Origin of the sequence: Vibrio sp. AH4 (assembly GCF_030710545.1) — a bacterium.
Taxonomy (GTDB): domain Bacteria; phylum Pseudomonadota; class Gammaproteobacteria; order Enterobacterales; family Vibrionaceae; genus Vibrio; species Vibrio metoecus.
On sequence record NZ_JALAIV010000003.1, the window covers coordinates 230,441 to 254,024 of the forward strand.

At 45.5% G+C, this 23,584-nt stretch carries 19 protein-coding genes; 11 read left to right on the forward strand and 8 right to left on the reverse strand.

Annotation, left to right across the window (positions count from 1 at the left end):
• The first annotated feature begins 384 nt into the window (after window positions 1–384).
• From MKA69_RS14185 to MKA69_RS14195, 3 genes are all read left to right on the forward strand, one after another.
• The gene (locus MKA69_RS14185; RefSeq protein ID WP_055044726.1) at window positions 385–1,671 is read left to right on the forward strand and encodes a carbohydrate porin; all 1,287 of its coding nucleotides are present in this window, start codon (window positions 385–387) and stop codon (window positions 1,669–1,671) included.
• Between the two features lie 62 nt (window positions 1,672–1,733).
• Window positions 1,734–2,579: a MalM family protein gene (locus MKA69_RS14190; RefSeq protein ID WP_305848335.1), complete on the forward strand. Its 846-nt coding sequence runs from the start codon at window positions 1,734–1,736 to the stop codon at window positions 2,577–2,579.
• A gap of 81 nt (window positions 2,580–2,660) precedes the next feature.
• Window positions 2,661–3,497, forward strand: a complete 837-nt coding sequence (locus MKA69_RS14195; protein ID WP_305848336.1) for an alpha/beta hydrolase — start codon at window positions 2,661–2,663, stop codon at window positions 3,495–3,497.
• A 215-nt stretch (window positions 3,498–3,712) separates the two neighbouring features.
• Here the strand turns inward: MKA69_RS14195 and MKA69_RS14200 are convergent, their stop codons facing one another.
• From MKA69_RS14200 to MKA69_RS14210, 3 genes are all read right to left on the reverse strand, one after another.
• Complete coding sequence (locus MKA69_RS14200; RefSeq protein ID WP_305848337.1) at window positions 3,713–6,031, reverse strand: amylo-alpha-1,6-glucosidase; 2,319 nt, start codon at window positions 6,029–6,031, stop codon at window positions 3,713–3,715.
• A 136-nt stretch (window positions 6,032–6,167) separates the two neighbouring features.
• Window positions 6,168–7,946, reverse strand: coding sequence for an alpha-amylase family protein (locus tag MKA69_RS14205; RefSeq protein WP_305848338.1), 1,779 nt, complete (start codon window positions 7,944–7,946; stop codon window positions 6,168–6,170).
• Window positions 7,947–7,995: 49 nt separating this feature from the next.
• Window positions 7,996–9,633 (reverse strand): alpha,alpha-phosphotrehalase, encoded by a 1,638-nt coding sequence (locus MKA69_RS14210; RefSeq protein ID WP_305848339.1) that lies wholly within the window; start codon window positions 9,631–9,633, stop codon window positions 7,996–7,998.
• A gap of 319 nt (window positions 9,634–9,952) precedes the next feature.
• Between MKA69_RS14210 and MKA69_RS14215 the strand changes: the two genes are divergently transcribed.
• Both MKA69_RS14215 and MKA69_RS14220 read left to right on the forward strand, forming a co-directional pair.
• The gene (locus MKA69_RS14215; protein ID WP_305848340.1) at window positions 9,953–10,879 is read left to right on the forward strand and encodes a LysR family transcriptional regulator; all 927 of its coding nucleotides are present in this window, start codon (window positions 9,953–9,955) and stop codon (window positions 10,877–10,879) included.
• Between the two features lie 176 nt (window positions 10,880–11,055).
• The gene (locus MKA69_RS14220) at window positions 11,056–12,204 is read left to right on the forward strand and encodes a tetratricopeptide repeat protein (protein ID WP_001021270.1); all 1,149 of its coding nucleotides are present in this window, start codon (window positions 11,056–11,058) and stop codon (window positions 12,202–12,204) included.
• Between the two features lie 85 nt (window positions 12,205–12,289).
• On the opposite strand, the gene nagB is transcribed toward MKA69_RS14220, so the two are convergent.
• Window positions 12,290–13,090, reverse strand: a complete 801-nt coding sequence (gene nagB, locus MKA69_RS14225) for a glucosamine-6-phosphate deaminase (RefSeq protein ID WP_001237047.1) — start codon at window positions 13,088–13,090, stop codon at window positions 12,290–12,292.
• Window positions 13,091–13,455: 365 nt separating this feature from the next.
• Here nagB and MKA69_RS14230 point away from each other — a divergent pair, with 365 nt between their 5' ends.
• Entirely contained in the window at window positions 13,456–13,707 is a 252-nt protein-coding gene (locus tag MKA69_RS14230) for a DUF3081 domain-containing protein (RefSeq protein ID WP_000787142.1), read from the forward strand.
• Window positions 13,708–13,774: 67 nt separating this feature from the next.
• Here the strand turns inward: MKA69_RS14230 and MKA69_RS14235 are convergent, their stop codons facing one another.
• Window positions 13,775–15,766 (reverse strand): flavohemoglobin expression-modulating QEGLA motif protein, encoded by a 1,992-nt coding sequence (locus MKA69_RS14235; RefSeq protein ID WP_305848341.1) that lies wholly within the window; start codon window positions 15,764–15,766, stop codon window positions 13,775–13,777.
• Window positions 15,767–15,849: 83 nt separating this feature from the next.
• A complete protein-coding gene (locus MKA69_RS14240; protein WP_009355603.1) occupies window positions 15,850–16,209 on the reverse strand; it encodes a DUF413 domain-containing protein in 360 nt (119 codons plus the stop codon).
• Between the two features lie 150 nt (window positions 16,210–16,359).
• On the opposite strand from MKA69_RS14240, the gene MKA69_RS14245 reads away from it, so the two are divergent.
• Complete coding sequence (locus tag MKA69_RS14245) at window positions 16,360–17,238, forward strand: LysR family transcriptional regulator (RefSeq protein ID WP_000382704.1); 879 nt, start codon at window positions 16,360–16,362, stop codon at window positions 17,236–17,238.
• A gap of 93 nt (window positions 17,239–17,331) precedes the next feature.
• Here MKA69_RS14245 and MKA69_RS14250 read toward each other — a convergent pair whose 3' ends face one another.
• A complete protein-coding gene (locus tag MKA69_RS14250) occupies window positions 17,332–17,769 on the reverse strand; it encodes a DoxX family protein (RefSeq protein ID WP_258463225.1) in 438 nt (145 codons plus the stop codon).
• Between the two features lie 269 nt (window positions 17,770–18,038).
• Here MKA69_RS14250 and MKA69_RS14255 point away from each other — a divergent pair, with 269 nt between their 5' ends.
• From MKA69_RS14255 to MKA69_RS14265, 3 genes are read left to right on the forward strand one after another with little or no spacing between them, the layout of a single operon-like run.
• The gene (locus MKA69_RS14255) at window positions 18,039–19,397 is read left to right on the forward strand and encodes a DNA-3-methyladenine glycosylase 2 family protein (protein WP_305848342.1); all 1,359 of its coding nucleotides are present in this window, start codon (window positions 18,039–18,041) and stop codon (window positions 19,395–19,397) included.
• On the forward strand, window positions 19,398–19,871 hold the full coding sequence (locus MKA69_RS14260) for a methylated-DNA--[protein]-cysteine S-methyltransferase (protein ID WP_305848343.1): 474 nt from the start codon (window positions 19,398–19,400) through the stop codon (window positions 19,869–19,871). It begins immediately after the preceding gene.
• Between the two features lie 10 nt (window positions 19,872–19,881).
• Window positions 19,882–20,283 carry a hypothetical protein gene (locus MKA69_RS14265; RefSeq protein WP_055064134.1) on the forward strand — a complete coding sequence of 134 codons (402 nt, stop codon included), beginning with the start codon at window positions 19,882–19,884 and terminating at the stop codon, window positions 20,281–20,283.
• A 62-nt stretch (window positions 20,284–20,345) separates the two neighbouring features.
• On the opposite strand, the gene MKA69_RS14270 is transcribed toward MKA69_RS14265, so the two are convergent.
• The gene (locus MKA69_RS14270) at window positions 20,346–21,752 is read right to left on the reverse strand and encodes a DASS family sodium-coupled anion symporter (protein WP_305848344.1); all 1,407 of its coding nucleotides are present in this window, start codon (window positions 21,750–21,752) and stop codon (window positions 20,346–20,348) included.
• 267 nt (window positions 21,753–22,019) lie between these two features.
• On the opposite strand from MKA69_RS14270, the gene MKA69_RS14275 reads away from it, so the two are divergent.
• Window positions 22,020–23,582 (forward strand): sensor histidine kinase, encoded by a 1,563-nt coding sequence (locus tag MKA69_RS14275; protein ID WP_305848345.1) that lies wholly within the window; start codon window positions 22,020–22,022, stop codon window positions 23,580–23,582.
• Window positions 23,583–23,584 lie beyond the last annotated feature (2 nt).

The following is a 23,584-nucleotide window of genomic DNA, read 5'->3' on the forward strand; positions in this document are numbered from 1 at the left end:
GCTGTCTCAGGTCAAGCGCGCGGTCACAAATATTTATCTGTAATTTTCTTTCATATTGAACGTAGAAATTGGGCTGAATAGTGATCGTTTAGACACTTTGTATTGGTTTATTTAGAAAGTGGCTAACCTACTCCCCCCAAATAACGTGATCTGAGTTTTAAAAACAACATACTGTAATTTTTCTCATCCTTTCTCCTCCCCCCCAAATAAAAATGGGGTGGAGGAAGTCGCTTTTTTCCACCTCACGTAATCTCACCACAGTTGAAACAACTGGGGACTCGTTCCCATCTTACCTCTCTTTTATGCTGCCAACTTTCTGCCTTTGGGGGCTCGACAAAAAAGAGGGAGAAGAATCCAAAATAAAAACCCTAAATGGAGTTAACGATGAAAAAAGTAAGTGTAATTGCTGCCGCAGTGGCTGCAACGCTCGCAGCTGGTTCTGCTTTCGCTGAAGATGCTAAAAATGCTACCGATGTTATTAAAGATGGCTGGGAAGTACACGGCTATGCATCGATGAATTTCCGTACTGTTGACGGTGAAACCGTAGATACAGAATTTGGCAAGCCAGATTACAAAACGGCAGGAACGCATGGCAAAAGTACCAACCAAGTTGAATTTGTGTTGAAGAAACATACTGAACATCAAAATGGTGTTTGGTCTAACTTTAATGTGCGTTCTGAGTATGGTAACGGGAACTCTTACGCTTACTCTTCTTCAGGTAGCCAAAAGAAAAATGATGAAGCGCAGTTTGAAATAAAAGAAACCTTTGTTGAAATTGGCGGTTTATCTTATTTAGGTGAAGATACTTCTATTTGGGGTGGTCAACGCTTCCTCAATCGTGCTGCTGGACTGCTGTCGGGTGAGTTTTGGAAGCAATCTTCCGGTGTTGGTGCGGGTATTCAAACTAAACTTGCAGGTCACACTTCTGGTTTTGCAGTAGTGGTTGCCGACCCTGATGCCGGTGAGGTGACTCGTGGCGCTGAGCGTAAAACACTGACGTCATACGATCTGTATTACTACGGTGTTGATGTAGGTTTTGGTAGCTTGGACTTCGATTTCAAATATATGGAACAAGCGAATCAAGACAGCAGCTCTGAAGATGGTTTCGGTGCGGCAATGACTCTGAACTCTAGCTACTATGGTTTAGATGGTTGGACGCAAACAGCGATTGCTTATGGCAAAGGCGTTGCGCAAAACCGCGGCGTGAACTTTGGTGGTTGGTCTGGTGGTAATGATCAACAAGAATCACTGTTTTTAACCTCCTATGGTGTGTTGAATATTTCCGAAAACTGGCAAATGGGTTCAGAAATCACATATTTCGGCGCACTGGATGAACTCTTTGGTGCGAAAGATCTAAAACGCTATATCGTAGCAGTTCGTCCATCTTATAAAGTGAACGACAACCTACGTATTGAAATGACCGGTTCTTATGCGCATGAAGAAGGCGCTGAAGGATACTGGGGACGTACAGGTGACAGTGTGGAGAGCGATGTTTACAACCTAGAATTAGCTGCGGCATTTACCGTCAATGCTGATTACTTTGGTCGTCCACAAATTAAACCTTATGTAAGCTATATCTCTGCCGATGATAAAGCCAGTGCATCACAACTTGGCATTAACAACAGCAAAGACGAAACCGTGATCGGTGTTCACACTGAAATTTGGTTCTAAGCGTCTAAAATACGAAAGGCAGCCAAGTGGCTGCCTTTTTGCACTACAACAGAGAGATGATAATGACAAAAATAAATACCTTCTTTGCCTTTTTCTTGGGTTCCTTACTGACGGGCTGTGCTGCACAACAAGTAGAGTCTACGATCGTGACTCCTCCGGCTGATTCACAGGTGTGTTGCAGTGCGTCTTCTCAATACCCTTATGTAGAACTTCAAGAAAATGAAGCGTTTCGTTTTGATATTGATCTTTCTTCTCCTATCGGCTCGTTCCCGAATGGCAATAGCCACTTTGCGGCATACCGCTTTAATGAGCGCTCACAAAGTGCCGTAGTGACATTATCCAGTTTCTTTATCAATGACTCGGTGTTTGTTCCGGAAGTTTTACTACTGACGGACGACTTCCAAGTCGCTGAACATTATTCAGCCGATCGATTCAGCATTCTCCCTTCTGATGCTTTTACTCGTACACGTTATATCGCTCGTTTCCAAGTGGATACTGAGAAAACGCCTTACTTGGTTATCTATACCTCGGCAAACACCTTAGGGAAAAGTATAACCATTGATCATCCAGCCAAAGTTCGAGCAAAAGAGATGGGTGAAGCGATGCCGATGGTCACGGATCCAACTTATATCAAACAGTTGGGCGGAGAGTTATTGTTGAGTGTTGAAACCAAGAAGAGGCGACCATTCCGTGCTGAGCCGCAAAAAGTAAAACCTCAGTCCGCTCCTGCAGTGGTTGCTCCGTTGAATGTTCAACCAGAGTCACAAGCCTTTTATCTGTCAGCGATTGAAAAAGCGGTCAGTGCTGGAGACATTCCTAAAGCACTGAGTCTTTTAGATGAAGCGAAAGCATTAGGTGTTGACGGAGCTCAGGAAGCTTTTGTGAAAGCGGTCAACATGAGAAAATAAAATCAGCCTGTAAAGGTTTGATATTTGAAGAAATGGAGCCGTTGATGCTCCATTTTTTATCATCAAAAAGGATGAGTTACTATGTATCAAACGGTGCATTATGTCACTTTGACGGATTTTCCTATGCCACAGTTAGAGCGAAAACGGCAGATCAGGCTCTTTTTGCCCATGGGCTATTTTGACAGTAATCAGAATTATCCTGTGTTGTATATGCATGATGGACAAAATGTTTTTTTTGATCATCACGCGACATACGGTAAAAGTTGGCGAGCAGGAGAAGCATTAAGCCTTTTGCAAAGAGAGGGCGTGATACCCGGTATTATTTTGGTCGCTATAGATTGTGGGCAAGAGTTTACGGGACGATGTCGCTTTAACGAATACTCGCCTTGGAAAATGGATGAAGAGTTTTTCCTTCCTAGCCGCTGGAAAGACTTACAACATATGGGGGGAGAGGGTGCGTTATATCTGAGCTTCATTATTGATACGTTGAAGCCTTATATCGATGAGCACTATCGGACACGCCCCGAACGGCAACATTGTATGATGGCCGGAAGTTCGATGGGGGGACTATTTAGTCTTTATGCAGGATTACGTCGCCCCGATATTTTTTCTACGGTTGGTGTTTTCTCTCCAGCATTTTGGTTTAACCAAAAAGCCTGTATGGAGATGGCAGAAAGTCTTGCTCTTTCGTCGCCACTTAAGGTTTATATGGATATGGGGGGGAATGAAACCAGTGATCCTGAGCGTAGTGATTTTCCTGAGATTTATTTAAAGGGGAGTCGTGAAATTGCAGATGCTTTGCGTCAGAAAAAAGAGATTGATTTACGGTATGAGGAGTTCCCTCATGACACGCATAATGAACTCGCGTGGGCGCGACGTTTTCCTAGCTTTATACGTTGGGTAATGAAGAATAGGTGATCTCTTTTACTTGAAACAGTAACAGCCTTGGTTACGTCCGTTCACCCGATCATCGCTTTGCCGATATGTTAATAAGTATGGTGAGAGCCATCCTTGGCTCTCTTGAAAAACCAGCCTACGACTATGCTAATTGGTAGCATAAAAATCGATCACTCACTTACCATCCATCTGCAACTCCAAATCCTTGGGTTATACAAACGTGAGTGCCGAGCGAGTTAATCGTGGGCGGTTGAGAGATTCTCTCTCCGCCGTTTGTTTAACAAGAAGTTCTGTTCTTGTAGGGCCGAGTGGGTAAGAGTCCAGTCTGGCTGACAAAACGTCAGTGGGTATGGAATCCAACTTGGCATGGTGACAAGTGCCGCTTGCATCTTTGGATGGCTGTCGTATTGCTGCTTAGAGTAACGAATGGACATTTTCCCACCTAAATTTGTCTCAATATGCCAATGCTGATTGTCTGTAACCAAGAGATTGAGATGCAGTTTTAGTTCGGGAAAAGACTGGCTTGGTATGATCTCAATATGTTGATCGATTCCCTGACGATGCCAAATGATATCTAAGTGATGACTGCTTCCGAACGGAACTCGCGCAGATACCTCGTTCCATTCATTAGGAAATCGAGGTGTCAAGGTTAGAGTTTGCTGGAGCATTTGTGGCCGATAGCCCAAATAGTCTTGCTGAGCGTTACGGGCGAATTCCGAAACAGACCAAGCCTGAGAATAGGTTCCCGATTCTACGAGCTTTTCTGTAGATATCTGATAAGCATCAAGGTTTTCACTCATCGTGCCACGATGCCCTTGATGCAACACCTGATGGGTTAATTGCTTTGTTAACTGATACGCCAATTCGGTTTGGTTGAAACGTGTCAAAGCCGAGATCGTAAAACCTGCATTCCACCCCCAGATTGTCCCATTATGATAAGCGGCATCTTTATGGTATTCGCTTCGGTTGTCATGGTAAGGATGAAACTCAGGATGATGCTGATTTAAAGAGCAAATCCCCCATGGGAAAAGTAGATTTTCCGTCGCTTGGGTGAGTATGGCTGCTGCGTATTCTTCTGTGAATAGCGGTTGTTGTTGTGGAATCGTGATCGTCATTAATTGATTCGGGCGGATAGTCCAATCCGGATGATCGGTGTGATCTAAACGATCGGCTAGGCGTAGTTTCGAACTGTCCCAAAACTTCTCTGTAAAACTCTGTTTAACCTTTTGAGCCATACATTGCCAATGGTCGGCGGAGGTCGCATCCCCTAATAGTTGGGCAAGTGTGACTCCTACTTGGAGACTTTCATACCAAAGAGCTTGTATGTCGTTGGCTTTTGGCCCTCGTGGAGACCAAGGGATCTGGCCTTCTATTTTTGCATCCATCCAGGTATCTGGGTCTCTATGTAACATGCATCCATCATCGGCTAAATAGTGACGTTCTACACCGGAGATAAAGTGTTGTAAGACGGGATACAGTTTGGAGGCAAAAGCCGTATCACCACTGTAGTTGAGATATTCTAGGAGCTCGCGAATCATCCAAGGAGTGCCATCAGTCGTGTTGTAAATGATCTGCGAGTCACTGCTGACTCGATTTGGGATTCGTCCATAATGTACCGAATCTGGGCGAGTTTCCTGAAGACGAGCAAAGTCCTCAATAATCGATTTAGCCGTAGCGAAGTCGCCGTTCACCAAACAGATTCCCGGTAGAGCAATAAAAGTATCTCTTCCCCAGCCATCTTTAAACCAAGGGAGGCCAGCCCAAATACCGGAGTAACCGAATTCCTGATTAATCATCGAATGGCCCGAGAATCTGGCCCACATCAAAGCTTTGTTGTATTCGTGGTGGTTACACCACAGCATGTTTTGAGTCAGAAATTGATAAATAGTCCTTTTATTTTGCTCAAACGCCTGTTGCTGAACCGCTGTGGCTGCCTGTTCAACGGCTTCTTCCAGTGTGTGAGTGAATGAGAAGTAAATGTGTAACGCGGTTGTTTTTGCGTTGGTTGTGATGGTCAGTCTAGCCGGAGAGTGGTTTTCACATAATGTCACACTTTGGCTGGCGCTAATCGCTAAATAACAAGGGTCACCTTCTGTACGATATGCAGCCGGAATGTCATATACCCAAGCGGTGTCACTGAGATGGACAATACATTGATTGAGGGGAAGATTCAGTTCGGGTTTTAAAGTCATCAAAGCAGGTTGTTTGGCGTTAAGCGTAATGCAGGCGAGCCGCTTGCCTTGTATGAGAGAAAAACAGTCTGAGCCAAAAGCATAATGATGCTCAACACCATAAGGTAGAAAACGCGCGGTAAGCGCTTGTGATTTATCACAACGGTGCTCTGCGATGGTGGCAGAGTAATCGCCAAGATAGCCATTTTTCTTATGGTGGTACTTATTGGTGCTACTCGATTGATAGGTGGAGCCTGCATAATATCCATCGATATTATCTGTCATCACGTAAGCCAAAGCCTCTTGGCTTGAAATCGCCAAAAAGTCAAAAAGCTCGGCTTGGGAGAGAGCAAAAGTGGGTGCCAGACAGGGAGATGAACTCATGGATTGTTCCATAGGCTGAGCAATATTTGTCTGGAGAGAATGAGTTAGAGATTCGGTTCGATGGGTATTCATAAATCATTATCCTAAAAAGGGTACCGAAAACGGCACCCTGTATAGAGAATCAGTCGATAAAGGTTCAGTTGGCGTGCTTTTTTTCAAGTAAATAAGCATGTGCTGCAAAGGGTTTTAATGTGCAGCATATTTGCCCAATGCCTTGAGTAATTTGCAAAAGCACAGGCTCTCCAAGACCGATGTCATCCACTAAGGTGTAAGTACCATCGGGTAGTGAACAATAACGGATCAATTCAGCCGGAAGTGTCAAATTAAGATCACGAGTGGTATTGGCTTGAAAATGGCTAAGGACAATAATCAGCTCAGAGCTACAGCTGCGTGCAAAAGCATGAGCTTGGCTACCTAAAGAATGCGCATTAGCAGAATAGAGATCCCAATATTGTCCGCATAGAGCTGGATGTTGCAGCGAAAAGTTCAGTAAGCGAGCGTAAAATGCGCGTAAATCTCTTTGCCTATCGGACAGTTGCTCTCCGTCGAAGAGTCCGTTATTCATCCATTTTTGATGTTCAGGGACACCAATATAATCGAAGATAGATGTGCGGGAAGGTCTGCCAAAGCCTGCATCTTCTGATCCATCTTCACCGACCTCTTGACCGAAATACACCATACTCGGTGCACTACTAATCAAAACGCTGACTAACATGGCAGGTTTACCCCATTCGGGATTGCCAGCAAATTCAGGTGCGGCTAAGCGCTGTTCGTCATGGTTTTCAACGAAATGCAGCATATGGTGCTCAATATCACTCATTTTTTGTTGGATACGACTAATTTCTTGAGTGGATTCTTTGCCTTGAATAATGCCTTTTAAGCTGTCGTATAGATCTACTTTGTCGTACAGATAATCCATTTTCCCTAAATGTAGATAATCGCGGTAACGTTCAGGTTGGTACACTTCTGCAACCAAAATGGCTTCTGGGTTGTGTATTTTGATGGTGGAATTTAGGTAACTCCAAAACTCGATGGGAACCATTTCTGCCATATCGAAGCGAAACCCGTCCACTCCGTGAGAAAGCCAAAAGAGGGCAATATCACGAAATTTATGCCAAGAGTCGGGGAGCTCTTGGTTCTGCCAGAATGCATGATGCTCGCGGTAAGTGAATCGTTCGTAACCCGCGGGGAGAGAAGGAAAGTCCTTTGTGCCATCTGGGCGTACACCATAATTAATTTTTACGGTTTCATACCAGTCATCGAAAGCAGGCTTGGCTTTACGTGCCCCATTCCCCGTCCATTTTGCTGGATTTTCTTGATATGACGGACAACCCATTAAGGCATTTTCACCTAATGGTTGATAATCGTTTGGGTAATCAGGGCGTTCAAAAGGTTGGTTAGGAAGGTAATAAAAATTGTTATCTCGGTGGTATTCAACATCTGAGTTGTCGTTAGCGCCGAAATCACAGGTACCCAATGGGTTATTTTGGCTCCGGTAGTTACGGGCAACATGGTTAGGAACGATATCGATAATAACTTTCATACCATGTTGGTGAGTACGGTTAATTAATGAAATGAACTCATCCAGACGATGAGCTGGATCGTCGGCTAAATCTGGATTGACCGAATAATAATCTTTGATTGCGTAAGGTGAACCAGCTCGTCCTTTCACAACGGCTGGGTGGTCATGATGGATACCATAGGCCGAGTAATCTCTGACGAGAGCATGGTGAAGAACGCCGGTATACCAAATATGGGTAATTCCTAGATTGCGAATTTCGGCTAGAGCGGTATCGGTAAAATCGCTGAATTTTCCCACACCATTTTCTTCGAGTGTGCCCCAGCGGACGAAATTCTGCTTTTTATTCCCGAAAAGTCGAGTGAATACCTGATAAATCGCTTTTTTTTGTTTCATGGTTTGACTCATGCCTGCAAATCACCCGACAAGTGCCGGGCGAATGAGATTAGTGGGTGAAACGAATAGCAAAGGATTCATAAGGTCTTAACGTTAACGTATCAGACCAAGATTGCCGAAACTCGTAGTTTGAGATCAACACCTCATGGTGAGCATCGCCTGCGATTGGCAACTGAGAGATTGTTTGTTCAGCATGACTGAAATTACTGACGACCAGAATGCGTTCTCCCTGATATTCACGCCAATAAGCAAAGATAGATTCATGTTCTGCGGCGACGGGGGTGAAAGTGCCATACACGATCACAGGGAGCTTTTTACGTAAGGCGATCAGGTGTTGGTAATGATAGAAAATAGAGTTTTGATCGGTTAACGCTTGTTCCACATTAATTTGCATATAGTTGGGATTCACATCAAGCCAAGGACGAGCTGAAGTGAATCCTGCATTTTCACTGTTATCCCACTGCATTGGCGTTCGCGCATTGTCACGACTATTTTCGTGAATTGCAGCCATCATCGCGTCATGTGATATTCCAGATTGCGTTTTCACTTTATAAAAGTTCAACGTCTCGATATCGCGGTACTGATCCAGACTATCAAAGGCGACATTGGTCATGCCAATTTCTTCTCCTTGATAAATGTAAGGTGTGCCTTTAAGAAAATGGAGCGTAGTGGCAAGCATCTTCGCGGATTCGACTCGATATTGCCCTGTATCTCCGTATTTAGACACTGCACGAGGTAAGTCATGGTTATTCCAAAACAGAGAATTCCATCCTTGGTCGGCAAGTTCGATTTGCCATTTAGTGAGCACTTGCTTGAATTGGCGCAGATCGAGAGGAATTGGACGCCATTTTTCCCCGTCCTCCCATGTCAAAGTAATATGTTCAAATTGGAAGACCATAGAAAGTTCATGACGTGCGGGATCGCTGTATAATTTCGCGATTTCTGGTGTGGCTCCCCAAGTCTCTCCGACCGTCAGTAGGTTTTTATCTCCGAAAGTCGCGTGGTTCATCTCTTGTAATAGAGTGTGTAAGCGAGGCCCATTACCCGTAATGCCACGATCAATTTCCTTACCAATTAAATCAATTACATCCAGTCTGAATCCACCAATACCTTTATCTATCCACCAGTTCATCATCTGGTGTACTTCCTGTTGTACACGGGGATTTTCCCAGTTCAGATCTGGTTGGCGCGCAGAGAAAAGATGGAAGTAGTATTGTTGGGTTTGCGGATCCCACTGCCAAGCACTGCCCCCAAAGATGGATTGCATATCATTCGGTGGGCTACCGTCTGGTTGTGCATTACGCCAAATATAAAAATCTCTGAAAGGACTGTCTTTGCTGGTACGAGCAGCCTGAAACCAAGGGTGTTCATCAGACGTATGATTGACAACCAAATCCATCACGACCTTGATATTGCGTGCGCGAGCTTCGGTGAGTAAACGCTCCATATCGTGCATATCGCCAAACTCTTCAGCAATCGCTTGATAGTCGGAAATATCATAGCCGTTATCGTCCATCGGTGAACGATAAACAGGTGATAACCACAAAACGTTGACACCAAGAGTTGATAGGTAATCCAGCTTACTAATAATGCCAGGTAGGTCACCGATACCATCATGATTAGAATCGCAAAAGCTACGTGGGTAAATTTGGTATACAACGGCATCGTGCCACCATTGTTTATGCATATCTTTTCTCCGTTACGAAGTGAATGCCTGAACTATAGCGAGAGTAAGAGAAAGTAAAAAATTGATTTTTCTCTGCATGATATAGGAAATGGCTATATCATGTGTTTGTAAGGCTCCCTCTGTGTTGAGTATGATTATCTTACGTAGAAAGAATGGACTCTCTCTTTCCTACGGAAAGCTACAGTGTCATTAGCTATGCGTGTTTGCCTAAATGCATTGTTTGTCATGCTCATAATATGAGTAGGCTTAAAGCGTCGCTTATTGCTAGTGAGCTTTGGATAGAGAAATGTGAACTGAAGCAAAACAAGGTGATTGATTCATGCATAAGCACTACCAGTATTTTTTGATGGTTGCTCATCTAGGGAACATAAAACAAGCTGCAGAAAGGCTACATATCACCCAACCTTCTTTAACGGCTGCGATTAAAAAGTTAGAAAGTGATATTGGTTTTACCCTATTTCATCGTCGTTCTAAAGGTGTTGAGTTAACTGAGTACGGTCAACTACTCAAAGAACATGTCCAAGAGCAGCAAGAACAACATAATCATTTATTGCATCGTTTGCAGGATATGCAGCAAAGGGAAAAAGGAAAATTGAAGCTGGGTACGGGAGATGCTTGGTGGGAACTGTTTGTGCGTGATGCTTTGAACCACTATCTACAAGATGTAGAAGCAAGCTCAATTCACTTAGAGTTTGGGAATAATTTAGCGCTCATGCACCATTTAGTACAAAGTGAAATTGATTTATTTATTGGGCATGAAGTGTACGGGTTGAGTGAGCGATATAAGGTGAAATTTATCCCATTATTGCAAGATAAAGAGGCTATTTATGTCCGTTCTGGGCATCCATTACTCTCTGGGAAGACTCAAACCGAGCTTGATGTCGCACAAGCGGCTTATCCTGTCATACGAGTCACCCCCGATCATCCACGTCATCGTTCCGTCCTTGCAGAACAGCACATTTCAAAAATGGATACCGTCTTTGCACAAGATGTGGGGCGACAGATTTATCATGTCGATTCATTAGCCGCGAGTTTAGATATCCTCCGTTGTACGGATGCGGTCATGCCGTACAGTAGTAAGTTGTGCCAGTGGATGGAAGCACATGGTGCGAAGGCGCTTGTTATTAACGCCAAGCAAGTCGGTAACGTAGGTATTTATTGCACTTCACAGCTTGGCGATAATGACAAAGTATCGCGCATGATTGATTTTTTGAAGAAATCGTGTGAGTTAAGTGAGTCGGTTTAACTCTATGAATCTAAATCGAACAGTGATTTGAAGAAGCAAAAATGGGTGGAGGATCTCCACCCATTTTTTATCGCACATAGTTTCTGCGTTGGATGTACAGTACAATTCAACTCATCTTTTAGTTTTGTCCACTATTGAGAAGTAGTGGTTAATGCGATCACTCAGTTAGAGAAACTATGAATATTATCGGAATTGCGATTGGCGCTACTGGGTTAACACTGATCCTGATTTTTGTCTGGATGATAGTGTTATCCGTACGACGTAAGCGACTAGAAGCAGAACGCAGAGCGAGAGAAGAGGCGTATCGTAAAGCCTTGGAGCGTAACCGAGAGCAAGAACGCAAAGAACGTTTGTTTAAGGCTGAATCGGGACATATCCCGACGATTTTGTTTTTAGCCAAAGAGGCAGAACGTAATAGCTTGAAAGAAGCCTTGTTTTGGTATGAGAAAGCCGCACATCTTGACAATATTCCTGCGATGTATGGCATTGTGCGTGTTTGTCAGCGAATTCGTGAAGACGTGATTGCCAAGGAGAAAGCCAAGTTTTGGCAAGCTTGTGTTCGTGGAATGGAAGGGGATTTAGCCGCCAAATTCGAAACGGGTGTTGCTTGGCTGTATGGGCGAGGTATTGAAGTTAACGTTTCGAAAGGGATCGGTCTCATCCAAGATGCCGCAGAAGCAAATTTTGTGGATGCGATTATATTTATGGGGGGATGGTGTGTCTCGAAAGATAACATCGCGCCGACGCCTGCGGATTCCACGTTTTGGTATAGTAAGGCCGCCCATATGGGAAGCCCTGAAGGCATGATGCGATTTGGACTGAACTTGTTGCATGGTGTGGGAGAGGCGAGTGACTTTCCAATGGCGTGCTACTGGCTTGAACGAGCTTCAGAAAAAGGTCATGCCGAAGCGATGTTCCATGCTGGAGAAGCATGGATTGATCGTGGTGCACACGGTAATGCGATTGCGTATATCTGGTTATTTCTTTCTGCTTCAATGGGTTATGAACCCGCTAAAAACTTACGAGATTGGGTTGGTGGAAAGATTGGTGTTGAATCGATCGTCGGTTTGCAAGCATTGGCGAAACCGTTGCAACGTAAACTGGCGGCCGCGACGGTGACTAAGCATTCAATGATCCGAGCGCTGAATAAATTGTATAAACGAGAAATTCCGATTCCAACAAAGGGAGAAGTGCTTGATGCTTCCGCTGAGCATGACGCGGATTCACTCATCGAGTTTGTGGAGCCTTCGCCGTTGAGCGATTTTTCGCAGGATGCGCAGAGTGATCGGTTAGATTTTTCTCAAAATACAATGGATAAAAGATAGTTAAGAGCAGTTTTGGACTGATGAACGCCAATAAAAAACGCCCCGATTTTCGGGGCGTTTTTGTAGGCTAAACATGATGTTGCACTTAGAAACCTACAATATTTTTCGCTTCAAGCTCAGTGAAGTATTTAACGGTTTTCACTTTCAGTTCTTGAGTTGATGGTTCATCACACACGATCACTGCTTTAGGGTGCAGTTGCAGTGCTGATACTGTCCATAGGTGGTTTACGCTGCCTTCAACCGCGGCTTGCAGTGCTAGTGCTTTGTTATGACCAGTCACAAGGATCATGATCTCTTGAGCATCCAACAGAGTGCCTACACCGATAGTCAGAGCATACTTAGGTACTTGGTTGATGTCTCCATCGAAGAAACGAGAGTTCGCGATACGAGTATCTTCGGTCAGCGTTTTGATACGAGTACGTGAAGATAGAGATGATGCAGGTTCGTTAAATGCGATATGACCATCGTTACCTACACCACCCATGAATAGGTTGATTTTACCGTAGGATTTGATTTTATCTTCGTAACGTTTGCACTCTGCTTCGTGGTCATCTGTATTGCCGTTTAGCAGGTTGATGTTCTCTTCTTGAATATCAATGTGGTTGAAGAAGTTGTTGTACATGAATGAACGGTAAGATTCTGGGTGATCTGCCGCTAGGCCAACATACTCATCCATATTGAAAGTCACAACGTGTTTGAAACTCACTTCGCCTGCTTTGTGCAGTTCAATCAGTGCTTTGTAAGTGGCAAGTGGAGTACCACCGGTTGGCAGACCCAAAACAAAAGGACGCTCAGCGGTTGGTTGAAACTCGTTGATACGTTTAACAATGTGTGCTGCTGCCCATTTACCAACTTGTGCGGCTGCTTTCAGTGGGATAAGTCTCATGTATTGCCCCTAGATGTATATTTATGATGTCTGTTATCCCCTTCCTACCTGACGCTGCTTAGCTATAAACAAGTAGTATGGGTATATGTTAATTTTCATTATAAAATAAGTGGTTCAAGACTGCTATTGTTTTAGGTCAAAAAATTATAGTGTTGCTAAAAACGAGCAGGCTGTAGACCTAGGCTGAGGGTATATTCAGCAACCTGTACAGTTAAACACCTTATTCTGTCTGTGAAGAGAAAGCAAAGCGACAAAAAATTTATGGACAAAATTAAGTGGAAATTTGAGCTAACGCAGACAACAAACTGGCAAGTGAGCGTTTCACTATCAATACTGAATAAGAGCAAATGTCGAGGAACAAGATCATGAAAAATGAACTAGAACCGAGCAAAGTGTTGTCTGCTTATGAGATGGTTATGGAAAATGGCTCTCCCACAGAATTTGGCAAAATTTATGAGGGGATTGAAGCGTATGCCGATTACGATGGCTATAACATTTTTATGCGTGGTAATGGTGTTGAGCTAAAAATCGGTTTTCATAACACCTATCATTTGGCGTATGAGCAAGAACACTTGCGTGATAGCTTTTTGAAAAAAATTAATTTATTAGCCAAATAACGGCCTCAAAAACAAAGCCCTGATCAATGAGCTCAGGGCTTTAGACAATGCTAGGCGGCAAATGAATTTAGTGGCGCAGAGACTCAATCAAGTATTTGAGAGTGGGTTCTGGCTCACTGCCTAAATCATCAAATCGAAATTGTGGTTTGATTAACCACCCACGTTCTACCAATTCATCAATCAAATCGAGATATTGATAGCTGCATTTACCAACCAATAGATTATCTAGGCTGCGTTTTTGCGCTTGCTGCAAGGTGTTGATAAACCCCTCAAGATAGAGGTGATCTTTAGTAAAACCCCCACCACGATAGACTCGTGTGGTCGTCACAAACGCGGTATCGCGATCCACACCATACTCTTCAGTAAGATAACTGAAGGTTTGGTAGAAGTTGTGCTCTTTGAGCATCGAATCCACCGCCAAAACTCGCGTAGCTAAGGTTTTGAGTCGCTCATGTGACATATAACCCGCTTTGTACTCCGCTAAAATGGCCAAGCCTTCTTGTGATTCCGTTGCTCCTGGTAGGCCAATCGAAAACACTCGCAGAGGCTGCATCCGACCATTGAACGTGGTAGCTAAGTGCACACCAATTTCATGCTGGATAAGGCGTTGTATCTCGGCATGTGAATACATCACTTTGCTGTTGAGATACAAAGTCGGTGGTTTTTTACCGCTCACCATCGCGCGTGCGGCCAGCGAGGCTGTTGGAGTGATATGGCAGTGCATCCCCCATTCCTGCGCCTTTTTCAGCATGATTTCAGCGGCTTGATCTGCGTTATACAGTTGACCTTTATCTTCGGGGAGCGTTTTGGCATACAGCAGAAACTTAGCATTTTCTATTGCTGTGCGATTCGGTCGACCATAAAAGCGCAGCGAGTTATACAAGAAAGACTCTTGACCGATGCTCGTCAGTAGGTCGATCTTTTCGCTCAGCTTATCCACCATGGAGCTGTACAGCTGCTTTAAATCAGGATCGGAAATGGTCTCTATCGGCAGTTGATACAGCTGCTGTTTAAATTCATTGGCGTTGATCGGCAGCTGTTTGTAGCGAAATTCGGGTTTGTAGCGGCTAGGGGCTGACTCAAAACGCTTTTGTTCAATATTAATATTGGTTGGATTGACGTATTTGAGCGTTTCAACTTTACGTGTCAGTTTGGACAGCGCATCATCAATACTCAAAATCGCAGGCTCAATGGATGAACCAAGCATTTTGGCTTTGCTGATCCGGCGACGATTATGTCGGCGCTGAAAATACGCGCTGGTTTGACTGAGTGCACCTTTGAGGCCACTGCATAGTGCGTTCAATACCAAGGGGTAAACTGTGCCGGTATCTTCTTCCATAAAGACTTTTTTCACTTCAGTAGGTAATACCAAAGTGCGGTCAAAATGGGCGTTAGTATGAGCGATCAGATAGCCGCGCCCTTCGAATACGGCGTTGATTTCGGTTTTGTTTTCGATATGGGGAAGTTGTATTTTGCTCAGTTCTGCACAGAAACGTTTTACCACTGAACCCCAACGTTGCATGTCAATTTGTGCCGTACCTACGTTGAAGACAGGAGTGGGTTTCTCACCCAACTGCTTATAGTTGTAAGCGTACATATCGAACACAATCACCATGCCATGCATGGCTTCAAGTTTGCGGATCAGGGCTTCGTAGAGTTGGTAAAACGCACTGTGTTTACGATGGCTTTCGCTACGCTGTTTATCACTCAACGGACGAGTCCATGCCGATTTATAACGGGTACTGAGGGTTTTGGCGCGGTTTAAATCGTACTCGAAGCGGGAATCCAGACCACATAAAGTGATGGGCTGAGAGGCAATAAATTGATCTGTGTATGGCGCTTCTTCAAGATTGCGTTCAGTTTTACTGAGTTGACACTGCTTGAGCAGATCATCACGCAAACGGCTTCCTGCATGGATGGCGGTACACACCACAGGAAGATAATTTTCGATCTTAATGAAACAGCCAGCGGATTCGAGTTCTCCCGCAAAAGGCTGCTCTCGCTGTATGAGCGATAACATCTCTTCAAGAGAATAAATAGTAGAAACTGAGTTGGGCATCTTTCCCCCAAAAAGGGACGTAAAAAATCACGTCCATCCATGCCAGATGGGCTACAAACGAGTCATGTAGCCCGCAGGAGGGATTAATCTTCCTCAGTCAAGCTTGGCTCGTCATCGGTATAATCTTCAACGCCATCCGGCTTGTTGCGGCCATTAAGCGTATGGAAACGCTTACGACCACGCGCCAAACGGGTGTATTTCAACCAAGCTTTTTCTAACTTGCTTTCTGCCAACTCTGGGTTTTCCAGCGCTTTCAAAAAATGCGCTTCCTCTGCATTTTCGGGCTGTAACTCACCACTCTCCAAACTGAGCATAGTGTCGCCATACAGAGTTAGGATATTCTCTTCTGCCAGAGTAAAATCTCCAGACTTAGCAAAGCCTCTTGGGAACTTCTTAGTATCGAAAAAACGTTTTTTTCCTTGACGAAATGCTGTCTCAGACATGTCAACCTCGTGTGAATATGTTCAACCACCGTGTAACCGTGGGTTACGGCGAAAGTTAGGCGTAATCTTCGGAAAAGAAAAACAAAAATTTTTTATCGTCATAATACTTCTTACTTGTTAATCTTCACGGGTAACATCAGAGGAAACTATATGGACGTAAAAGTCTTTCGCACCTTTCTTGAACTGGCCAAAGTACGCCACTTTGGTCGTGCTGCTGAAAATCTGTATTTAACTCAGGCAGCGGTGAGTGCGCGCATTAAACAGCTCGAAAATCATTTCGATGCTCAGTTGTTCACCCGTGATCGAAACAACATCAAATTAACCTCCGCTGGCGAGCGTTTGGTAGGGTATGCCGAAGTCATGGTAGCGACGCTACAACAGGCGAAATTTGAATTATCGCTGGAAAGCGGTAAAGCGTTGCAGCTCACGTTGGGCGGTACGCCAAACATTTGGGATGCGTATTTACAGCATTGTTTAAGCCGGATCACCGACACGTTTGAAGGGTACGGATTTTTGGCGGAAGTGATGGGGCGAGAGCAGCTGAATCGCGGCTTGCTTGAACGAACCTTAGATATGGCCTTTGCACTGGATCCGATTAAGGCAGAAGAACTGCAGTGTAAAAAAGTGGCTGATTTGGTTCTGGTTCTGGTTTCCACTCGTCCTGATGATGCGGATAGTGTATTTGAAAATCGCTATGTCTATGTTGATTGGGGCGCACGCTTTGCCTCAGAACATACAGATCGCCACCCTAAAGCGCCTGCGCCCTTTTTGAGAACCTCGACCGCGAGAATTGCGCTCGATTTCATTCTTGAGAAAGGAGGAAGTGCTTACTTACCGCAAACCATGGTGCAACCTATGCTTGAATCAGGGCAGTTGTATCAAGTGTCTGAGGTCAATGAGTGGCAACGTCCTTTGTATTTGAGCTATCGCAAAAATAGCTCATCGATAGAAGCGATTGTTCAAGTTGAGAAGTTAATGAAGACGCTCGACCCGCTGTTAACGATACGAACGCTGGATAAGTCTATCTAGAGCCGATGTTTTTAATCATTGCGGTGCAGTTTGAAAGAAAAAGAGGGAATCGGTAGTGACGATTCCCTCTTTTTCATGCTTAGGAAGAGGCGATTAACGTTGTGCTAGCCAGTTATCCACGCTTAAACGGCCTGCACCTGAGATAAGTAGCGAAACTGAGCCCGCAAGAAGCGCCAAGCCAAATTCGTAACCGCCATTAGCCAAGAATAAGCCGCTGCTGAAATGCACACTGAAGATGGCGACGAGCATCGTCACTGACAGTACTAAGGCGGCTGGGCGAGTCAATAGGCCTAGCAAAATCGCCAAACCACCGAAGAACTCGCCACTCCCCGCTAAGAAAGCCATAGCAACGCCAGGTTCTAAACCAATGGATGCCATCCATTGCCCAGTGCCTTCTAAGCCATAACCACCAAACCAGCCAAACAATTTCTGTGCACCGTGCGCCATAAAAATGATGGCTAAAGGAAGACGCAACGCCAGTGGAGCCCAAGAATTTGGTGAAGTTAAAACGGTTTTCAATACAGTACGCATGATTAAATCCTATAGTGTTGCCCATTCAACGAACAGTGGCTAACGAGCAATTGGGTTGAAATTTTTGAATGACCGAAATGGTCTGTATGGTTGATGGAATGAAGTTTATTGGATGATTGTTGGCAATATAATCAGGGGGTGCCGATGTTCTTGTTCAAAATTTTTGAAGGAACTTTTGGGGCAGATCTCGGCATTGAGTTCCGAAAATGGCTAGCGTAGTCAGCAAAAGCCCGTAGACTTTGAATAAGAAAGCACAGGGAGAGCGCACCATGGCATTGTCGAATTCGTGTAATACCGAAGAATATCAAAGAGCTAGGATGAGTCGCGATCCGCGTTTTGATGGGCGCTTCTTTGTGGCAGTGAAAACCACGGGCATTTTTTGTCGCCCGATATGTCCCGCCAATCTCCCGAAAGAAGAGAATGTAGAGTATTTCACCACCCAAGCTCAGGCGGTTTCGGCGGGGTACCGACCTTGCTTGCGTTGTCGTCCAGAAAGTGCGCCGCATTCGTGGGCTTGGAAAGGGGCAGAAACCACGTTTTTACGGGCTTTGAAGCTGATCGAACAAGGAGAATTACAGAGAAATTTGGATGCGTTAGCTTCTCGATTAGGGATCAGTGATCGCTATTTACGGCAGTTATTTCAGCGCCATTTAGGGATGCCACCTAAACAATACGCCCAGATCCAACAATTGATGTTTGCCAAGCAGCTGCTGCATTCGAGCCGAATGTCCGTGACCGAAGTGGCTTATGCCAGTGGGTTTCAAAGTACTCGACGTTTTAATGATGCTTTTCAAAAGCTATTCCGTTTAACGCCAACGCAAGTTCGGCGTGAACGGGCCAACTTACCGTCACGTAACCAACTCACCTTAGGGTTTCGTGGTCCCTTTGACTGGATGCATATGTTGGATTTTTATCGCCTGCGGGCGATTGACGGTATAGAGCGTGTTGATGAACAAAGTTACCAACGTCATTTTGTATTGGGTGAAGGTAAAGGCTGGTTTAAAGCAAGCCGAGAAGAATCCCACTTACAGATTGAGTTCGAAATGGAGCATTTGAGTGATTTGCGCCATTTGGTTGCGCGGTTGCGGCGAATGTTTGATCTGGATGCCGATCTGATTACGATAGAATCGCAGCTTGAGCAGGTTGCACCTGGGTTAGTGCTGCGTTCAGGGATCCGCATTCCCGGTGTTTGGAATGCGTGGGAGGCGGGCGCTCGTGCGGTACTGGGGCAGCAAGTTTCGGTGAAAGCGGCGATTGGGCAACTCAACGTATTGGTGTCTCAATTGACTGGCGGGGAAGGGGCTGCTCGCTATTTTCCGACGCCTCACCAAGTTCAAGCACATGATTTAAGCTTTTTACGGATGCCGGAACGCCGCAAACAGACGCTAAAACGTTTGGCCGAGTATGTTGTTCAACACCCTGTCGATTCTCCCTCGCACTGGTTATCACTCAGTGGAATTGGACCATGGACCGTCGATTACGCTTTGTTGCGTGGTGAATCGCAGAGTGACCGTTTTTTAATTGGTGACTTAGTGGTCAAAAAAGCACGGGTACCATTTCCGCAGTTAACGCCTGAATCCGTTGCCCCTTGGGGTAGCTATGCCACTTTCCACTGTTGGAGCCATTAAATGACCCACTTTACTTGCTATGAATCTGTTCTTGGACGCGTGACATTACAAGCCAATCAAGATGGATTGCTTGGCGTATGGTTTGCCACCCAAACCACTCAACCTGAGCATTTAGGCACCTATACGGAAGAATGTCCTATACTTAACAACGCGATACAGCAATTGGATGAGTATTTTTCAGGTCAGCGTACTCAATTTGAGTTGCCTCTTGCTGCAAATGGTACAGCGTTTCAGCAATCGGTTTGGCACGCACTATGCAAGATTCCTTATGGAGAAAGCTGGAGTTATCAGCAGTTGGCAGAAGCGATCGGTAATCCTAAGGCGGTGAGAGCGGTTGGGTTGGCGAATGGTAAAAACCCAATTTCGATCATTGTTCCTTGTCATCGAGTCGTTGGCAAAAGTGGCAAACTGACCGGCTATGCTGGCGGTTTAGAGCGTAAAGCCTTTCTGCTGGAATTGGAGCAGCGAAAGTAAGGATAACTTTATGAACTGGGTGAAATTACAACGAGTCTTCCTCATGGTGAGCGTGGTGCTACTTGGGGGGTGTTTCCAAGAAAAGTTGGAAAACTTTGTTAATCGAGAGACCTTAGCCTTCAATGGCTTGTTCGATAATCCACACAATCAAGACATGTTGGAGTTTCGCCAAGGGGTGGTGTATATCCATTCTTCCCAGCAAAAATGGGAGCGTCCTTTTTCTGTGGAAGGAAGTACATTACGGATCCAAGTTCGTAATAATTCTAAAGAAAAACGAGATGACTTATTAATGACCATTCATGGTGGTGGCGAAGTGCTGACGTGCAATGCTTGCGCCATGTTCCATCTCAGCAATAATTGGATCAAAGTCAACGCAGAACCTCAAAACGCTCAATCGTCTGAAACAAAATAAGCCCGCTCAACGCGGGCTTAGGCATGATAGATCAATCCCTACATTCACCTACCTATAACGCGTTACCACAAGCCGATCACTTTCCACCATGCTCCGCCGATGAAGAAGAAAATCGGGATGACGATAAGCGTGAACACAAAACCAATCTTCCACCACTGCTTGAGGCTATGAAAACCGGCACCAAACAAAATCGGTGCAGGCCCAGAAGAGTAGTGTGTGGTGGACATATACAAGTTACTGAAAATACCGAGCACAATCGCCGCGAGCATGGCCGGTGCGCCGGCCGCAATCGCAATAGCAAGGAAGGCAGAATACATCGCACTGATATGTGCCATCGCACTTGCCATAAGGTAGTGACTGTAGAAATAGACCAGAAGCAAAATGCCTAATGTCGCCATCCAACCGTAACCGGCAAGTGACTCGCCAATCATGCCACCAAACCATGAGATAAATCCGAGCTTGTTCAGTTCACCCGCCATCATCACTAATACAGCAAACCAAGTGATGGTGTGCCAAGCTTCTTTCTCGCCTAATACGGCCTCCCACGTGATGGCTTTAGTTAACAATAAGAACAACATACCCATCAACGCAGTCACGGTTGCATGGATGCCCAGTGTCGGCCCTAAAACCCAAAGCGTTACCATGCCAAGGAAAGTGATGCACACCATCCATTCATCACGACTCATTTTTCCCATATCGGCGAGGTTCTTGCTCGCGATGGTGCGCATTTCAGGCGTTTTCTTCAGCTCGGGTGGGAAAAAGGTATACATAGCCAATGGGATCACGAATAAGCAAATTAACCCTGGGACAATCGCGGCTAAAGCCCAGCCGCCCCAAGTGATAGTGACGCCTTGCTCGGCAGCAAATTTTGCGGCGAGAGGATTGCCCGCCATTGACGTTAAGAACATGGCACAGGTGATCGCATTGCATTGGAAAATACATTGCACTAGAAAGGCGCCGATACGGTTTTGCGTTCCTTTTTCGGGGTCGGAATCGTAGGCGGCGGCAACCGAACGAAACAGTGGCGCAATAATGCCCCCACAGCGAGCGGTGGTGCTGGGTGTTGCGGGAGCGAACAGCAAATCAGTTAACACTAAGCCGTAAGCTAACCCAAGCGAGTTGTGGCCGAGTTTGGAGATAAACCAGTAACCGACTCGGCGGCCAAAACCGGTACTGATAAAGCCTCGTGAAATAAAAAAGGCGGCGGCGATCATCCAAATGGTGGGGTCGGAGAAGCCAGACAGTGCTGCTTTGATCGGCAAAATCCCAAGGAGCACCGTGGCGCACAGTCCCATCAGTGCCATGGCTCCTAGGGGTAACGGAGCGAGAATTAAACTGAGAACCGTGGTAATAAACACGATCATCATTTGCCATGCTTTCGGTTCAAGCCCTTCGGGAACGGGCATAAACCACAAAAATCCACCAAATACGAGTAGGGCGAGTAGCTTTAGGTTACTTGATGCGAACATATACACCTCCAATGTTTTTTACTAACTTAGCCGGAGTGGAGGAAGAAATGCTGAGTCAAATCAAGTTTTACCGTGCCTGTTTCTGCGGCCTTTAAGCCTTGAGGGTGAGTGCAAAAGCGCCTTGCAAGACCGCTGAGATTAAAGCGGTTAAAACCATTAAATTCATAAAATTCATCAGCGCGATCTCAATCATGTTTTTGGGCTTTCGCTGCTTTTTCTCAGGCGCATTACCGTATGCTTGGCCTAATTGTGCCGAGGACGACAAACATGCCTAGCCGAATGATCCCCCGAACGTTCACTCAACAGTTAACCGTATTATTTTGCGCAGCCTTTGCCGCAGGTGCTGCCGTGTGGTGGGGGTTCAGTGCCGATAAAATTCAGCGTTTACTGACTCATCAAATCGCACTCAGAGCCCAAGTGCAGGCGGTGCAGCTAGCTAAGTTTCCGGATTTAATCCAAGCGGTAGAAGTCGGGGATGCGCAGCAAGTGAGTCAATTAGTTGCGTCGTTACAAAGCGCAACCGATGCCGATTTTATTACCGTCAGCGATCGGGGCGGGATTCGGTTAGCTCACCCGATTGCAGCACGCATTGGCTTACCCGTGGTGGGCGATGATATTCGTCCCGCCTTGGAGGAAGGCAAATCCTACCTTTCTTACAGTGTGGGTTCGATGGGGCCATCACTGCGCTATATTGCGCCGATTCGAGCTGCAAATGGTGCCGTGATTGGCATGATCAAAGTGGGTTATTTGCTAGATACGGTAGCCGTTTGGCAAAATGAGAAACTGCAACCGTTATTGTTGATGGGTGGGCTCACGTTACTGCTGGCGACGCTGATTTCGAGTGCTTTTGCAAAGTTAGTGCGTCGGCAAATGCAAGATCGCGAGCCTTGGCAATTGGCGCAATCACTCATCACTTATGAAGGGGTGATTCAAGCCACTCATGAGGGCTTAGTGGCACTCAATCAGCAAGGTGAAATCTACCTCATCAACGACTCTGCCAAGCAGTTGATTGGTGCAGAACCTGAACAGCAAGGCTTAATTGCACAGTGGTTACAAGGGGTTACCGAGCAGGCGCAATGTGATAAATACATTGACCGTCTGGTCTGTTTGAATGGTCAGTCACTGGTGGTGAGCCGCGTCCCTTTGCTGGGGAAACAAGGCTCTGCGGGAGCCGTGTACAGTTTGCGTGCACACAGTGAGATCCAAGCCTTAGCCGAACGACTACAGCAAGTGGATCACTACGTCGACAGTGTCAGGATTGCACGGCATGAGTATCGCAATAAACTCTCCACGCTCGCGGGGTTACTGCAATTACAGCAGTATGATCAAGCCTTGCACTATGTTTTGCAGCAGAGTCATCTGAATCAAGTTCAGTTGGATGCTTTGCATCATCTTCATACATGGCCACAACTGGCTGCAATCTTGATGGGCAAATGGAGTAAAGCCCAAGAATGGCATATTCCGTTGGATTACCAAGATGTTGAGAGTGTTTCCTCATTGGGCATGAGCGAAGAATCCTTCTGCACCGTGATCGGTAACCTGATTGATAACAGCTTAGAGGCCGTGCGCGGCATGCCATCCCCTTGGGTTCGGGTATTCTTACACCAGAATGAACATGAACTTTGTCTGCGGGTTAGCAATAATGGCCCGATGATTACCCAGCCTTTAGACGAACTGTGTCGCCCCGGTGTTACCAGTAAACAAGATGAGGGCGAACATGGATTGGGTTTGTATTTGGCCCAGTCGTTAGTTCACCGTGCTCAAGGGCATTTAGAGTTGGACAGTGATGAACAAGAAACGACATTTAGCCTTTATTTTGCAAAGGAGTGATG